The organism is Streptomyces sp. R35, from assembly GCF_041053035.1.
GTDB lineage: Bacteria > Actinomycetota > Actinomycetes > Streptomycetales > Streptomycetaceae > Streptomyces > Streptomyces lutosisoli.
In genome coordinates, this window is the sequence record NZ_CP163440.1 from 10,414,636 (window position 1) to 10,430,288 (window position 15,653).

Below are 15,653 nucleotides of genomic sequence, written 5' to 3' on the forward strand. Positions count from 1 at the left end.
CCTACCGCATCTGCCGCCGCACCAGCTCGTGCAGCCGCCCGCCCGTGTCCGCCAGCAGCGCCGCGGGCGGTCCCTGCTGGGCGACCCGGCCGTCCTCCATCACGATCACGCGGTCCGCGTCCATCACCGTGGACAGGCGGTGGGCGATCACGATCCGCGTGGCGTTGAGCGCCCGGGTGCTCTCGATGACCGTGCGCTGCGTCTCGTTGTCCAGGGCGCTGGTCGCCTCGTCGAAGAAGAGGATGCGAGGGCGGCGGATCAGCGCCTGGGCGATCATCAGACGCTGGCGCTGACCGCCGGAGATCGCGCCGCTGCCGGAGACGATCGTGTGCAGCCCCATCGGCATCCGCTTGATGTCCTCGGCGAGGCCGGCCATCTCGGCCGCCGCCATCGCCTCCTCGGGCGTGTACGGCTCGGTGCCGCAGATGCAGTCCAGGATCGATCCGGTGAACGGCTGGGCGTGCTGGAGCACGACACCGCACTGACGGCGTACGGCGGACTGGTCGAGGGCCGCCAGATCCTGGCCGTCGTACAGCACACTGCCCGAGACGGGCTTGTCGAAGCCGATCAGCAGCCGCAACAGCGTGGACTTGCCGCACCCGCTGGGACCGACGATCGCCACGAACTCGCCCGGCCTGATGTCGAACGACACGTCGTCGAGGACGAGCGGGCCGTCGTCGGCGTACCGGAAGGAGAGCCTTCGGGCCTCGATGCTCCCGGAGAGGAGCCCCGGACGGGTGCTCGCCGTGCGGACCTCGGGGGTCGCGTCGAGCACTGGCCTGATCTCCTCGAACATCGGCAGCGCGGCCGCCGCCGAGACGGCCGCTCCCGTGATCTGGGTGACCGAGGTCAGCAGCATCGTCACCGAGGTGTTGAACGTGAGGAACGCGGCGGCCGACAGCGAGCCGCGCGCCGGGCCCGCGAGCAGCATGAACATCAGCAGCGAGCACAGCGGCAGATACACCGCGCCCATCACCGTGGTGAGGTTCTTGATCCGGCCGACCTTCTGCTGGAGCTCACGGCTGCGCGCGAACTCGCCGGCCCAGGCCGCGTACGCGTAGTTCTCGGCCGCCGCGACACGCAGCTTGGGCAGACCGCGCAGGGTCTGGAACGCCTGGTTGTTCAGCTTGTTGCTGAGTACGACCAGCCGCCGCTGCCAGCGCACCTGCCACAGACCGAGCCCCAGGAACACCGCCGCGATGACGACGAGCATGCCGATCGCGGCCAGCGCCATCGGCACGCTGTACCAGAGCAGCAGCCCCAGGTTCATCGCGCCGACCGTGCCCGCCTGCGCGACCGTCGGTCCGACACCCGCGAGGAGCCGGCGGATCGCGCTGATGCCCATGGCGGCACTGGCGAGTTCACCGGTCGAGCGCGAGGTGAAGAACTTCGTGGGCAGCCTGAGCAGCCGGTCCCAGACGGCCGGCTGGAGCGTGGCCTCGATCCGCCCCTCCATGCGCAGCATCGTGAGGTTCTCCAGCAGCATGAACGCCGCCGACACGACGCTGGTGACCATGAGGGCCAGACAGACCTGCACGATGAGGCCGTGCTGGGCCTTCGGCACGTACTCGCCGAGCACCTTGCCGGTGGCGATCGGCACCAGCGCGCCGATCGCGACCGTGACGAGACCGCTGATCGCGAGGTTGCGCAGATCGCCGCCCGTGCCCTGGAGGCAGAACCGCAGCAGCCGCAGCGGGCTCAGCTTCCGCTCGGGCAGCGGACGGTAGAACATCACGGCCCGCGGCTCGAACTCCGCCGCGTTGGCCTTCTCGACCGGCGTCTCCCGCCCGGAGGACGGCTGTACGGCCACATATCCGCCGCGACGCCACAGCAGCGCCACCGGCGCGCCGGACACGGCCCGGTGACCTATCAGCGGACCGACGTTGTCGCGCCACCAGCGCCCGTCGAGGCGTACGGCACGGGTGCGGACGCGCGAGGCGAGCGCGATCCGCTCGACCGGGTCGAGCCGGTCGCTCTCCGTGCCGCTCTGCGCGGACTCGGCGAGGGTGATCCCGCCGGCGCGGGCCACCAGCTTGCAGGCCGCGTACGTGGCGTCCGCGTCGGCTGCGGTCGGCCGCTTCGCCGACGACTTGCCGATGGAGGCGAGCAGGGTCCGGTCGGCCTGGGCGCGGACGGCCTCGCCCGCCTTGATGCCCGCCGCCGTACGGTCCTCGTGGCTGGCCTCCAGCTGCTCGATCCAGCGGTCGAGGGTGGTCAGGAGGCGGTACTGCTGGTCGACCATGCTCTGCCAGACACCGGAGTCCATCAGCAGGTCGGCCGCGGCTTCGGCGCCGTACAGGGAGCCGTACTGGACACTGCCGGGCGGCACCTGCATCCAGAACACGTCGTCGTCCGTGAGCGCCGCCGCGTTCTCGGTGGCCATCGGCGCCTGGAAGAGGATGGAGAGGCTGCGGCCGACGCCGAGGGCGAGGGCGTACTCCAGCGGGCTCGACGTCGGCGGCACATACTGGGGGTTGCCGTACTCGTCGTACGACCAGGTCTCCGTGTTGACCGGCTGGTACAGCTCGCGCAGCACGATCCGGTGCACCGCGCAGTCGCGCAACGGCCGTCCGACGAGGGTGTGCTGGGGGCCCGCGACCGGACCGAGGAGGAGCGAGCCCGCTTCGAGGCGGCCGAGGTGGTGCCAGTGGCCCTGCTGGACGGCGTCGACCGCGAACAGGTCCATGGCGCCCGCGGCGACCAGCCACAGCACCTGCGGACCTTCCAGGTCGAGGCGGTTGAGCCCGGAGCAGTCGATCGCCGTGCCCATGCCGCCGAGCGCGCTGAGGACCACGTCTCCGTCGCGTACGCCCTCGTGAACCGTGGTCATCTCATCGCTCCTTGACCAGCTCGGCGTACGGGCCGCCGGCCGTCACCAGGGTGTCGTGCCGCCCGCGCTCCACGATCGTGCCGTGCTGCAGTACGACGATCTCGTCGCTGTCGCGCACGGTGCTGAGCCGGTGCGCGATCACCACGCAGGCACAGCCGCGCTTGCGCAGGTTGTCGATGACGGTCTGCTCGGTCTCGGCGTCCAGCGCGCTGGTCACCTCGTCAAGCACCAGGATGCTCGGCCTGCGCACCAACGCCCGTGCGATCTCGAGGCGTTGCCGCTGACCGCCGGAGAAGTTGCGGCCGTCCTGCTCGACCCGGCTGTGGATGCCGCCGGGGCGGCGCATGACGACGTCGTACAGCGCCGCGTCCTCCAGCGCCGCCACCACGGCGTCGTCCGGGATCGACGGGTCCCACAGCGCGATGTTGTCGCGGACCGTTCCCTCGAAGAGGAAGACGTCCTGGTCGACGAAGGACACGGAGGCCGCGAGCGCGCCGCGCGGGATGTCCTCCAGACGCTGCCCGTCGATACGGATCGTGCCTTCCCAGGGTGCGTACAGACCCGAAATCAGCCTGGAGACGGTGGACTTGCCGCTTCCGGAGCCGCCGACCAGCGCGACCTGCTGGCCGGGGCCGACCGTCAGGGAGAAGCCGGTGAGCAGCGGCTTGTCGAGCGGGCTGTAGCCGAACGTGATGTTCTCCAGCTCGACATGGCCCTGGAGGCGGCGCGTGGAGTCGCCGGTGCCGGAGCGGGCGTAGAGCGGGTCCGCCTGGAAGTTCTCGACGTCCTTGAGGCGGGCCACGTCGGCCGCGAAGTCCTGGATGCGGCCCGCGACACCGTTGAGGCGGGTGATCGGCGCGGTGAAGCGGGTGACGAGGGCCTGGAAGGCGACCAGCAGACCCACCGAGATATGGCCCTCCACCGCCCGCAGACCGCCGATCCACAGGATCAGTGCGGAGTTGAGCGTAGCGAGCGTCGGCGCGACCACGCCCAGCCAGGCGCTCGGCACCCCCAGGCGCTGCTGTTCCTCCAGCGTGGTGGCGTGCTGTCCGGACCACTTGCGGAAATAGCCGTCCTCGCCGCCGGTCGCCTTCATCGTCTCGATCAACTGGAGCCCGGAATACGCTGTGTTGGTGAGCCGGGCGGTGTCCGCGCGCAGTTTCGCCGTGCGGGTCGCGCGCAGCCGGATCACCACCCGCATGGCCACCACGTTGAGCAGAGCGACGCCGATGCCCACGGCGGTGAGCTGCGGGTCGTACGTGTAGAGCAGCACCGCGTAGAGCACGACCACGACCGCGTCCACACCGGCCGCCGCGAGATCACGGGCCAGGGTCTCGGCGACCGCGTCGTTCGACTGGAGCCGCTGCACCAGGTCGGCCGGGCTGCGCTGCGAGAAGAACGTGACCGGCAGCCGCAGCAGATGGCGCAGGAAGCGGGCGCTGCTGAGCGTGGAGGAGATGATGCGGCCGCGCAGCAGATTCGCCTGCTGCAACCAGGTCAGCACCACCGTGAGCAGCACGGAGGCGCCCATCGACGCGAACAGCACGCCGAGCAGCGAGGACTGACCACCGATCAGATACTGGTCGATGTACGTCCGGCTGAGCGCGGGCAGCGCCGCACCGACCGCCACCAGCAGCAGACTCGCCAGCACGGCCGCGGGCATCGTGCCCGACGTGCCGCGCAACCGGGCCGGCATGGCGCCCAGGACGCCGGGCTTGCGGCCGCCCTTGCGGAAGTCCGGCCCCGGCTCCATGACGAGGGCGACGCCGGTGAAGCTGGTGTCGAAGTCCTCCATGGGCACGAAACGACGGCCCTTGCCGGGGTCGTTGATGTGCACGCCGCGCCTGCCGAAGCGGCGCCCCATACCGTCGTACACGACATAGTGGTTGAACTCCCAGAACAGGATCGCGGGCGCCCTCACCTCGGCGAGCGCGACCGTGTCCATCTGCATGCCCTTGGCCGTCAGGCCGTAACTGCGCGCCGCCTTCAGCAGATTGCTGGCGCGCGAGCCGTCCCGGGAGACGCCGCAGGCGATGCGGAGCTCTTCGAGCGGGATGTGGCGGCCGTAGTGGCCGAGCACCATGGCGAGGGAGGCCGCGCCGCATTCGACGGCCTCCATCTGGAGCACGGTGGGGGTGCGGACGGACTTCCGGCTGCCCTTGGGGACCGTGCGCTTGGGCGCGGCGGCGCGGCGTCTGCCCCGGGTGTCTTGCGTGGTGGTCACGGCAGGAGCCAATCCATCGGGCGCTGATCGGCCAGGCGGATCGAACCCGTGGCCAGGGTCATGGAGGAGAGCGCGTACGGCGGCCCGTCCGCCGAGGACCACTTGAGGCCGCTCTTCGTGCCGGACGAACGGTCGAGACGGACCAGGACGGCCACCGGCCTGCCCTTCTTGGTGAACTGCTCGCCCAGCTGGCTGTCACCGAGGAAGGAGGCGATCTGCTGCTGGCTCTGCACCGTCAGGTCGACCGCCTTCACATGGCCGCGCAGCACCCCGTACTGCTGCGTCGGCACCGACTGGACGGTGAGGTCGACGGCGGCGTTCGCGGGAATCGTGGAGGCACTCTCGGCGGGGACGTACACGGTCGCGTACAAGGGATCGCCGGCGTGGGCGACCTTCTCCACCGCCGCGACATTCGCGCCGGTCTGGATGATCGCGCCGATGGTGGCGGCGAGTGCCGTGATGCGGCCCGCGGCGACCGTGCGGACGACGGCCGTTTCGCCCTGCGCCGTACGGACCTTCAGCACGGGGGCGTTCGCGGCGAGCCGTTCGCCCTCCTTGGCGAGGACCTCGGTGACCTGCCCGGCGACGGGGCTCTGCAACACGTAACTGCCCTCCCCGTGCGTGAGGATGGCGGGCGCGCTGACGGTGGACGCGACGGTGCCCGTCACGGCCCACACGGAGGCGGCCGCCATGACGACGACCGTCACGGACAGCACGAGCCAGCCCTGGGGGCGGGCGAAGCGCACCGGAAGGTCGAGCTCTTCGGGCGACTGCAGCTTGGCGAGGGCCTGTTGGCGGAACTGCACGGGACTTCCCTCACCTGTTCGAGAGATTTACGGCACCCGAGAGTCCCGGAACCGGGAAGCGGTTCCGGGACTCAACGGCATGAAACGCGATCAGAGACCGGCAACCAGGCCGGTGACCGGGGCGGTGTTCAGGCCGGTGACACCCTCGACGGTGCCGACGACCGTGCCCACGAGGCCGGAGACCGGGGCAACGCTGTCGACCAGGCCGGTGACGGTGCCAACGGCGTTCAGCGACAGGCCGCCGGAGACGTTGTCGAGGTCGGCGTCCGAGATCTCAGCGGTCTCAACACGGGGGGTGGAGTTCATGATGGAACTTCCCTTCCTAAAGAAATTCATAAGGGGGAGAGCGGCCCCCCTCTGGGGGACAGACGACGGCCGCCACCGCGAGCGTGCGGCACCCGTTTCGGGGAGCCTTGGTGCGACCCCCGCGGTGCAACGGATCAAAGCACGCCCGGATGGCGTGCATCCAATCAACCAGGGCTCTCACCTGGGCACTTGAGCACTCCCGCCGGTCAACCGTGATGACGTGCACACGTCTCTACAGCCAGTTCTTCACATGCTGCACGGGGTCGTTTCGTGCGGGCTCTTGTCGCCCGGGGATCGAATGGGACAGTCCCGTCCCAATGGCGCGGAGGGGGGCGCGCGACTGTGCAGATCCCTCGCACACGGTGACTTGGTTGAGTATTCGATGTGCAGATTCGCTGAAGCCGGGATTCCGTTCTTGGTCGAAGACGGACCGTTACCGGTCGGTAGCGGTCCGTGCCGCTCAGCCCAGGAGCGCGTACACCGTGCTCGCCCGCGCCGCGATCTCCTCCGAGCCCTCGGCGGTCATCGTGATGTCCGCGAAGGCCATGCGGCGGCCCAGCTTGGTGAGGACAGCCTCGACCAGCACATCGACGCCCGTCACCGCGCGCTGGAAAGTGGTGGACTGCTGGACCGTGGTCATGGGCACGAAGGCACCGCGCGCCGCCGACACAGCGATCACGGTCGCCGTGTCCGCGGCGGCCATCAGGGCCTGGCCCGACAGGGAACCGCCCTCCCGGGAGAGCCGCTCGGACCACGGCAGCCGCAGGACCGCGCGGCGGTCGCCCAACTCCGCCACGGACAGGCCGAGGTCGAGCACCCAGGGGGCGAAGTGGTCGGCGAGGATCTTGTCGGCTTCGGCGAGATTCAGTGTCATACGAGGCATTGTTCCCCGGTCGCTCGGCGGAAAGGCGTGATTGCCTCGCAATCCATGCCTTTCGCCGACGTAACTCCTGCCTTTCTTAAAGGCAGTTGAACAACCCGCGTGGCTCACGCGTATCAACAACCATCCAGGCGCCCCCCCAGTCAGCTGCCGGACGGCGGCATCGACCCCGTCCCCAGGAGGTCAGAAGTTGAGTCACAAGCGGATACCCAAACGCAAGGCCGCCCTCGCGGCAGGAAGCGTGGCGGCGCTCGGAGCGGCGGCACTTCTGCTGCCCAATGCCAACGCGTCCCAGACGAACTCGGACGACGCCACCCCCAAGACGTTCAAGGCGACCGATGTCGCGGACGTCGCCTCGCAGCTCGCCTCCCAGTTGGGTGATGCCTTCGCCGGTTCGTACTACGACGCGTCGAAGCAGCAGCTCATCATCAACGTCGTCGGCGACAACAGCAACGTCGTCAACCAGATCGAGAAGGCCGGCGCCGTCGCCAACCAGGTGCAGAACAGCACCTCCACACTCCAGGCCGCCGCCAAGACGCTGAAGACGAACGCGACGATCGCGGGCACGGCGTGGTCCGTCGACCCGAAGACCAACGAGATCCGCGTGACCGCCGACTCCACCGTCACGGGAACCAAGTGGGACACGGTGGAGTCGACCGTCAAGCGCCTCGGCTCGGGCGTGGCGACCCTCAAGAAGTCCGCGGGCACCTTCAAGACCTTCGTCGACGGCGGCGACGCCATCTTCGGTGGCGGCGCCCGCTGCTCCCTCGGCTTCAACGTCACCGCCGGCGACGGCAGCCCCGCCTTCCTCACCGCGGGCCACTGCGGTGTCGCGGCCGCCCAGTGGTCGGACTCGCAGGACGGCGCACCGATCGCCACCGTCGACCAGGCCACCTTCCCCGGCGACGGCGACTTCGCCCTCGTCAAGTACGACGACCCGAACACGCAGACCAACAGCGTGGTCAACGTCGGCAACGGCCAGACCGTCACGATCAACCAGGCCGCCGACGCCGCCGTGGGCCAGCAGGTCTTCCGTATGGGCAGCACCACGGGTCTGAACGACGGCAATGTCACCGGACTCGACGCCACCGTGAACTACCCGGAGGGCACGGTCACCGGCCTCATCCAGACCGACGTCTGCGCCGAACCGGGCGACAGCGGCGGCTCCTTGTTCACCCAGGACGGCAGCGCGATCGGCCTGACCTCCGGAGGCAGCGGCGACTGCACCGTCGGCGGCGAGACGTTCTTCCAGCCCGTCACGACCGCGCTGCAAGCGGTCGGCGCGACGCTCGGCGCGGGCGACGCCGGGGCCGGTGGCGCGGTCGACCCGAGCGCGAGCGCCGGCGACCAGGCCGGTGGAGCGGTGGACCCGAGCGCCAGTGCCAGTGACGCGGCGGGCGCCGGCGACCAAGCAGGCGGGGCCGACCAGACGGGCGACCAGACGGGCGACCAGTCCGCCACCGGCATGGACGACGGCTCGGGCCTGGTGTCCTCCAACCCCTGACGCCGGTGACGAAGAGCCACTGACCCGGCCGCGGAACAGCCGTCCCGGCCGGAAGTGGAAGGGTCCGGCCCTCCGGCGGGAGGGCCGGATCACCGGGAGCGCACGGGGCCGACTCCACCGGCCGGCTCCGGGGACAGGGCCCTCGTGGCCTTGCGCCCGGCCTCAGTTGTGAGCCCGCGCCCGCAGCAGGAGCAGTGCGACATCGTCGAGCCGCTCCCGCGTCGCCTTCTCGCCGCCCTTTACGAGGCTGTCGGCGAGCGCGTCCAGGGGCTGGTCGCCGGTCTCGGCGAGCTGTCGGCCGAGGTCGGCCAGGGCGTCCTCGATGTCGACACCGGGCGACTCGATCAGCCCGTCGGTGTAGAGGGCGAGCACGGACCCGGGGGCGAACGGCACCTCGGTCGTCGGATACGTGGCCGACGCGTCGATCCCGAGCAGTGGCCCACCGGCCAGGTCGAGCACCCGGACTTTGCCGTCCGGCCGCCGCAGCAGGGGCGGCGGGTGGCCCGCGCGCGCCATGACAGCCACCTCGCGTTCCGGGTCGAGGCGCATGTACAGACAGCTCGCGAAGAGGTCGGTGCCCAGGTCGATCAGCAGCTGGTTGGTGCTCCGCATGACCTCCTCCGGTGCCTGACCGACGGTCGTGTACGCCCGCACGGCGGTGCGGAGCTGCCCCATCAGCCCCGCCGCCGTCACGTTGTGCCCCTGCACATCCCCGATCACCGCCGAGGCCAGGCCGTGCGAGGGCACCAGGTCGTAGAAGTCCCCGCCGATGTCCATGCCCTGAGTGGCCGGCAGATAGCGTGCGGCGGCCTCGATCAAGGGCAGCGGCGGCAGCGAGTGGGGCAGCAGCGCGGCCTGCAGACCGTGCGCCAGCTGGAGTTTGGCGTCGTAGAGGAGGGCACGCTCCAGCGCCTGCGCGATCAGACCGCTCAGACTCGTCAGCACGGCGCGCTCGTCCGCCGGGAAGGGATGCGGCTGCGCGTACGCCAGGACACAGGTGCCCACCGGACGCCCGGACGCGATGAGCGGCAGATACGCCCACGCGGCCATGCCGTCGGGTGTCGCGTCCCGGGACGGGTAGACGCGCTCCAGCTGCTCACGCGAGTCGAAGAAGGCGGGAACGCCGGTGTTGAGCGCGTGGGTCCCGGGGTTCTGTTCGCTGAGTAGCAGCCCGTCGAAGCGCTCCACGACCCGCGCGTCCGGATACCCCCGATGGCCGAGCACATGCAGGCGCCCGGCCCGCGTGCCGAGGACGACCAGAGCCTGGCTGCCGACAGCGGGCGCGACCTCGTCCGCGACCAGCTGCACCACGTCCTGCACGCCCGCCGCCTCCGTGAGGGCGCTCGCCAGACTCAGCACATGGGAGATGGTCACCAGGCGCGGGGCGTCGTCGCCCTGCTGCGGTCCGGCACGGGTCATCTCGGCCACCGCCCGGGCCCGCGAGATGCGCACACTCAGCCCGCTCGTACTCGGATACAGGCGAAACGACAGCCATTCACCGGGCGGCCGCAGCGCCACGAACGACGTGACGTGCTGGCTGAGCAGCGCGGCACGGTAGCGGTCCTCGTAGACGGGGTCGTTGAGCCAGGACACGGACGCCCACAGCTGGGCGCCCAGCAGCCCGCTGACCGGGATGCCGAGCAGCTCGGCCGTCGCCGGGTTGGCGTAGCTGACCCGGCCGTGCAGATCCAGCGCGCACAGTCCGTAGGGCAGCCGGGCCACCATCCGCGAGGCTTCCAGCGTGCCGAGCGGGCCAGTCATGGCCGCCGCGGCGGACGGTGCCAGCAGGTCCGGCTCGTGCTGGACCGGACGCTGCTCCTCGGCGGCCCGCTCCAGGCGCAGCGCGAGCCGGTCGCAGGCGGCGGTGAGGTGGTCGCGTTCCCGGTCGGACAGTTCCGGCGGATGCGAGGCGGGCCAGGTCACGAAGACGGCACCGTACGCCGTGTTCGGGGTCGCCACGGGGAGCGCGGCCAGCGCGAAGGGATAGGGAAGTACCACGGCGATCCGCGGATACCGGCGGGCCATCTCCTCCTCGCCGCTGACCCAGACCAGCCGGCGCTCCCGTGCCGCCTCGGCGACGGGGATCGGCGCGCTCAGCCCCACGCGCTCCCAGGGCGCGGCGAAGGCCCTGGGCAGCCCCGCCATCACCGCCATCTCCAGGACCGGCTCGCGGGGCGCCAGCAGATACACCGCGCCGGAGTGGGCGTGCACGTCGTCCAGCATCGCGGCGAGCGACAGCGACAGCAGCGGCCGTCCGACCGGTGCCCGGGCGGCGGCCGGTGCCTGCGTGGACCCCTGCCAGTCGGACACGCCGACCACCTCCTCGCAGGGCCGTGCGACAGCTCCCAGGGATCAAGGCTCCCCCTTGGCGGCTCTTCCCGCACGGCGAGCGGTGTGGCGGGCGGTTCCGGTGAGGGCACCGCGTCTACCCCGCGGGCACATAGGCATGCCCCTCGGGTCGAAGCGCGACGTGGCGCACGGGCGCTCCCCGTGCGCCCCCGCGCACCCTGTTGGCCGGTTCTTCGCGCCCATGAACGGTCGCAGGCGCCAACAATGGGCACGCGCTCAGGACGAGGGCGCCGCCAACGGGGACCTGGAGGAACGACGTGATCCGCGTACTACTCGTGCACGACGCCTGTCTGGTGCGACGGGTGCTGGGGGAGTGGCTGCGCCGCGAGCCGGACATCGAGGTGTACGACAGCCCGTGGCGCAGCGCACCGGGCCGCGTCCGGTCGTTACGGCCGGACGTGTGCGCGGCGGACCTGGAGTGCATCGACTCCTACGGCATCCCGCCGCTCGCCGACCTGTGCGGCCGCGGCGCATGCCCCCCGCCGCCACGGCTTCTCGTGCTTGCCAGTGCGAACAGACCCGGATTGCTGAGGCGGGCCGCGGAAGCCGGCGCGCTCGGCTACGTCGACAAGGAGGGCTCGCCGGAGCGGCTGGTGTTCGGGATCCGCCGGGTCGCCGAGGGGGAACGTTTCGTCGACGACTCGCTCGGCTTCGGTTTCCTCAAGGCCGCCGAGATGCCGCTGACCCGGCGCGAGCTGAGCGTGTTAACCCTCGCCGCCGAGGGCGCCTCCGTCGCGGAGATCGCCGGCAGTCTCCATCTGTCCCACGGGACCGTACGCAACTACATGGCGTCCATCACGCGGAAGACCGGCGCCCGCAACCGCATCGACGCCATCCGGATCTCGCAGGGGGAGGGGTGGCTCTGAGCCCGCCCGCGACCAGGTGCCGACCAGGTCCCGGTAGAGCGAGGACCGCTCCAGCAAGGCCTCGTGATCCCCGAGGTCGACACGCTGTCCGTCCATCACCAGCACCTGTCCGGCACGCCGTGCCGAGCTGATCCGATGGGCGACGACGACCAGCGTGCCGCCGGGGCGCGCGGCGAAGGCGCGCTCCGCGCGTGCCTCCGCCTCGGGATCCAGGTGACAGGTCGCCTCGTCGAGCAGCACGAGCGGCGCAGCCGAGAGATACGCCCTGGTCAGCGCGATCAGTTGGCGCTCACCCGCGGACAACGCCCCCGGATCCACCTCCGCCGTCGGACCACCCAGCCTCCCCATCAGCCCGGCGAGCCCGACCTCCTCCGCCGCCGCCAGCAGCTCCGCCTCCGGCACGGGGTCCGGCCGCGACTGGCCCAGGTTCTCGGCGAGCGTCCCCGTGAAGACGTACGCCTCCTGCGGGATGAGGACCCGGTGCGCGGCGGCCCCGCTCCCGGGCACCGGGTGTCCGCACACCCGGATCGTGCCGTGCCCCGGCTCCAGGAGCCCCGCGACGAGTCCCGCGAGCGTCGACTTGCCGATCCCGCTCGGACCGACGACGGCCAGGTGGGCGCCCTGGGGGAGCCGGAGGTCCAGGTTGTCGATGACCGGGGCGCTGGCGGGGCCGTAGGCGAAGGTGACGGCGCTGAGGGACAGGGCGGGGGGCGTGCAGGGCGGCGGGGAGTCGCCAGCTTCGGGCGCGGGGACGGCCGGCGGCGCCTCCGGCCGCTGTACGGCGGCGGGGTCCGCTTCCTCCCCGGGCGGGGCGGGGCTGAGTCTGTGCAGCACCAACGCGAGGCGCGGCGTCGTCTTCGGTTCCTGCGCGGTGGTGGGGTCCGCCTCCTTCGGGGGCGGGGCGGGGGTGACCGGGCGCGGGACGGCCGTGAGGCGCGGCGTCGACTTCGGGCCCGGTGCGTCGGCGGGGTCCGACGGATCCGGAGCGAGTCGGCGCAGCACCACCGCGAGGCGGGAGCCGCTTGTGCCCAGGCCGTGGACCAGGTTCTGGAGGGCAGGGAGGAGGGACTGGGTGACGTAGGCGAGGGCGCCGACCAGCGCGCCCGTGGTCACGCCGTGGTCCAGGAGCCAGGGAGCCGTGGCGAGCAGGAGGACGAGGGGGAGCTGCCCGCCGACGGCGAGGGATGCCACCCGCAGGATCCCCCAGCGGGCCAGGGACCGCGCCGCGCCCAGCTCGGCGTCGATGCGCGTGCCCGCGTCGGCAGCGACCCGCGCTTCCGCGCCGCTCGCCGTGATGTCCCGCAACCCGGGGCAGACGGTGCCCAGTCGGTCCGCGATGGCCTCGTCCGCGACGAGGAACACCTCCTGCCTGCGGGCCAGCGGCCGCAGCGTCACGGCGAAGAGGGCCACCCCGGCGGTGAGCGGCGGCGCGACCACGACCAGGAGCAGCGGGTCGAGCGAGAACAACCCGATCAGGGCGCCCGCCGCGGTGAACAGGAACGAGCGCGACACCATCACCACGCCGGCGAAGGTGTCCCGGGCGATCTCCACCTGCTGGGTGAGCCCGGACAACGCGGCGCTGTCCCCCTCCCGCACCCCGCGGGCGACCACGCGCCGCACCAGAGCGTCCCGCAACGGCTCCACGAGCGCGGCGACGGCCCCGTACACCCGCCCCGTCCCGAACGCCCCGACGCACACCGCGAGCGCGCCGATGCCCAGCCAGCCGAGCCCGGCGCCCGTCCGCCCGGCCAGGAACCCCTCGTCCAGGGCCCGCGCCAGGGCGTACCCCATGAGGAAGGTCTGCCCCGTCTCCAGCACCGACCAGGCGATCAGCCGTACGACCACGCGCCACCGGTCGCGCAGGAACCGCAGCCCTTGCCGGTACACCGTCATGAGCCGCCTCCGAGCCCGCGCGCGTCGCCCTCCCCGAACACGCCCCGGTAGCCGGCCAGTTGCCACAGCTCCGCATGTGAGCCCCGCGCCCGCACCCGCCCGCCGTCCAGCCACACCACCGCGTCCGCCCGCGCCGCCGTGGACACCCGGTGGGCGACGATCAGCCGGCTGCTTCTGGTGGCGCGGCGGAAGAGCGCTTCGGTGATGTGGTGTTCGGTGACCGTGTCGAGGCTCGACAGGGCGTCGTCGAGGATCAGTAGCCGGCCGTCGTGGGCGAACGCCCGGGCGAGACCGAGGCGTTGGGCCTCGCCGCCGGAGAGGGGAGCGTCGGCGACGGGGGTGGCGTATCCCCGGGGCAGCCGGCGGACGAAGGTGTCGGCGTGGGCCGTGCGGGCGGCCTCCGTGACGCGGTCGGGGTCCGGGGCGGCGAGACCGAAGCCGATGGTGTCCCCGATGGTGTCGCCGAGCAGGGCGGGCCGTTCGAAGGCGTACCCGACCGCACGGCGCAGCTCGCTCCGGTCCAGCTCGCGCAGGGGGGTCCCGTCGAGCAGGACATCGCCGTCGTCCGGGTCCGCCAGGCGGCCCGCGAGCGCCGCGAGCAGTGACTTCCCGGACCCCGAGCGCCCGACCACGGCGAGCGTGGTGCCGCCCGGCACGACCAGGTCGACTCCGTCGAGCACGGTGCGCCCGCCCCGCCGCACGGTCACCCCGCGCAGCTCCAACCGCCCCTGCCCGTACGGCAGTCGGCGTGTTCCGTACGCGGTCGGCGGCTCGTCCAGCACCTCACCGAGCCGCCGGGCCGCCGCCCGCGCCCGGACCAGCCCGGACAGCCGGCCGACCAGGACACCCACGCCGGTCGCGAGCACCGCGTACCGGGACGCCGCGAGCAACTCGCCGACCGTCAGCCGGTGGTGGACGAGCAGGACGCCCGCCACGGCCAGCACCCCGATCTGCAGAAGCGGCGCCACGGCGACCGCCTGCGCGGCGGCACGCCCCTGGACCCGCCACATTTGGTGGCCCGCGCGGGAGAGTTCGGGCAGCGGCCGCAGGATCCGCGCCGCCTCCCTGTCGGCGGTCCCGCCGGCCGCGATCGTACGGAACCCGCCGATCGCCTCCGCCAGTCCGCTCGCGAGCCTGCCCTGCACCTGCTGGTACCGCGCCACGCACTGGGACGAGTCGCGGGCGAGGGCCCGCAGCAGCAGCATGAGCACCGGCGCGCCGCCGAGGAACACGGCCGCCAGCCAGGGATCGACGAGCCAGAGCGCCACCATCGCGCCGACCGGTGCGGCGAACGCGGCGAGCAGTGCGGCGACGCCGGTCGGCGCGGTTCCGGCCTGCGCGGCGTTGCCGACCAGCCGGGCCACGAGCTCGCCCGGCCCGAACCGGCGAACGGCCCGCGGCCCGATGGCCAGCACATGCCCCACCAGCCGGTCGCGCAGCCACGCGGTGGTCCGGGCGTCCGTGGTGGCGCCGAGAACGGTCTCGCACGCGTCGAGCACGGCGAGCAGCAGCACCAGACCGGTGCAGCCCAGCACCCAGCGCGTGGCCCGCGCCCCACCGGGATCCGTCAGCAGCAGGTCGAGGGCCCGGCCCAGTGCGGCCGGCAACAACAGGTTCGCCCCCGCCGCGGCCGTGGCCGCCACCCCGAGGACCAGGCAGCGCAGGCCACTGTGGCGGACGGCGGCGCGCAGGAGCGGCACGGAGGTGTCGGCGGGCAGAGGGCCAGGGCTTTCGGCGGGTGTCGTCATGCGGTGGAGGTCTCGCATCCCGGGTGCCTTGCGCCGGACGGACCCCGGGCGGCCCCTCCCCGTGAAGGGAGGGAACCGCCCGGAGCCGTACCCGCGCCGTGCTGTCAGAGACAGAGCAGAACGCTCGCGGCGGAGACGCAGGAGAGCAGGCTCAGGGTGCTCGCGCCGCCGCCGCCGGTGAGCTCGTCGGACTCCATCGTCTGCAGGTCGAGAAGTGCCATCTCGTGTCCTTTCCCTTGATTGGGGA

General features: G+C 72.1%; 10 protein-coding genes and 1 pseudogene. 2 read left to right on the forward strand and 9 right to left on the reverse strand.

All coding sequences use genetic code 11. The features are described 5' to 3' along the window. Position 1: 1 nt before the first annotated feature. From AB5J50_RS46850 to AB5J50_RS46870, 5 genes are all read right to left on the reverse strand, one after another. Positions 2-2,830 (reverse strand): NHLP bacteriocin export ABC transporter permease/ATPase subunit, encoded by a 2,829-nt coding sequence (locus AB5J50_RS46850; protein ID WP_369264636.1) that lies wholly within the window; start codon positions 2,828-2,830, stop codon positions 2-4. 1 nt (position 2,831) lies between these two features. Further along, positions 2,832-5,054 carry an NHLP family bacteriocin export ABC transporter peptidase/permease/ATPase subunit gene (locus AB5J50_RS46855; RefSeq protein WP_369264637.1) on the reverse strand — a complete coding sequence of 741 codons (2,223 nt, stop codon included), beginning with the start codon at positions 5,052-5,054 and terminating at the stop codon, positions 2,832-2,834. Further along, entirely contained in the window at positions 5,051-5,860 is an 810-nt protein-coding gene (locus AB5J50_RS46860; protein ID WP_369264638.1) for an HlyD family efflux transporter periplasmic adaptor subunit, read from the reverse strand. Before AB5J50_RS46860 ends, AB5J50_RS46855 begins: the two co-directional genes overlap by 4 nt. A gap of 90 nt (positions 5,861-5,950) precedes the next feature. After that, a complete protein-coding gene (locus AB5J50_RS46865; protein WP_327434107.1) occupies positions 5,951-6,166 on the reverse strand; it encodes a type A2 lantipeptide in 216 nt (71 codons plus the stop codon). A 460-nt stretch (positions 6,167-6,626) separates the two neighbouring features. Next, positions 6,627-7,040 (reverse strand): PaaI family thioesterase, encoded by a 414-nt coding sequence (locus AB5J50_RS46870; RefSeq protein WP_369264639.1) that lies wholly within the window; start codon positions 7,038-7,040, stop codon positions 6,627-6,629. Between the two features lie 196 nt (positions 7,041-7,236). Between AB5J50_RS46870 and AB5J50_RS46875 the strand changes: the two genes are divergently transcribed. Beyond that, positions 7,237-8,550 carry a S1 family peptidase gene (locus AB5J50_RS46875; protein ID WP_369264640.1) on the forward strand — a complete coding sequence of 438 codons (1,314 nt, stop codon included), beginning with the start codon at positions 7,237-7,239 and terminating at the stop codon, positions 8,548-8,550. Between the two features lie 162 nt (positions 8,551-8,712). On the opposite strand, the gene AB5J50_RS46880 is transcribed toward AB5J50_RS46875, so the two are convergent. Next, a complete protein-coding gene (locus tag AB5J50_RS46880) occupies positions 8,713-10,869 on the reverse strand; it encodes a SpoIIE family protein phosphatase (RefSeq protein ID WP_369264641.1) in 2,157 nt (718 codons plus the stop codon). 287 nt (positions 10,870-11,156) lie between these two features. Between AB5J50_RS46880 and AB5J50_RS46885 the strand changes: the two genes are divergently transcribed. Continuing rightward, positions 11,157-11,765: a LuxR C-terminal-related transcriptional regulator gene (locus AB5J50_RS46885; RefSeq protein WP_369264642.1), complete on the forward strand. Its 609-nt coding sequence runs from the start codon at positions 11,157-11,159 to the stop codon at positions 11,763-11,765. A 279-nt stretch (positions 11,766-12,044) separates the two neighbouring features. Here AB5J50_RS46885 and AB5J50_RS46890 read toward each other — a convergent pair. From AB5J50_RS46890 to AB5J50_RS46900, 3 genes and pseudogenes are all read right to left on the reverse strand, one after another. Continuing rightward, a pseudogene (locus AB5J50_RS46890) lies at positions 12,045-13,658 on the reverse strand (ATP-binding cassette domain-containing protein); the annotation flags it as partial. Beyond that, the gene (locus AB5J50_RS46895; RefSeq protein WP_369264643.1) at positions 13,655-15,406 is read right to left on the reverse strand and encodes an ABC transporter ATP-binding protein; all 1,752 of its coding nucleotides are present in this window, start codon (positions 15,404-15,406) and stop codon (positions 13,655-13,657) included. The gene AB5J50_RS46895 and the pseudogene AB5J50_RS46890, both read right to left, overlap by 4 nt. 104 nt (positions 15,407-15,510) lie before the next feature. Beyond that, complete coding sequence (locus AB5J50_RS46900) at positions 15,511-15,627, reverse strand: SapB/AmfS family lanthipeptide (RefSeq protein WP_264925528.1); 117 nt, start codon at positions 15,625-15,627, stop codon at positions 15,511-15,513. Positions 15,628-15,653 lie beyond the last annotated feature (26 nt).

Excerpts from the sequence above, each read along its gene's own strand:
- AB5J50_RS46850 (WP_369264636.1), bottom strand. The coding sequence starts at position 2,830 with ATGACCACGGTTCACGAGGGCGTACGCGACGGAGACGTGGTCCTCAGC.
- AB5J50_RS46865 (WP_327434107.1), bottom strand. The coding sequence starts at position 6,166 with ATGAACTCCACCCCCCGTGTTGAGACCGCTGAGATCTCGGACGCCGAC.
- AB5J50_RS46870 (WP_369264639.1), bottom strand. The coding sequence starts at position 7,040 with ATGACACTGAATCTCGCCGAAGCCGACAAGATCCTCGCCGACCACTTC.
- AB5J50_RS46895 (WP_369264643.1), bottom strand. The coding sequence starts at position 15,406 with ATGACGACACCCGCCGAAAGCCCTGGCCCTCTGCCCGCCGACACCTCC.
- AB5J50_RS46900 (WP_264925528.1), bottom strand. The coding sequence starts at position 15,627 with ATGGCACTTCTCGACCTGCAGACGATGGAGTCCGACGAGCTCACCGGC.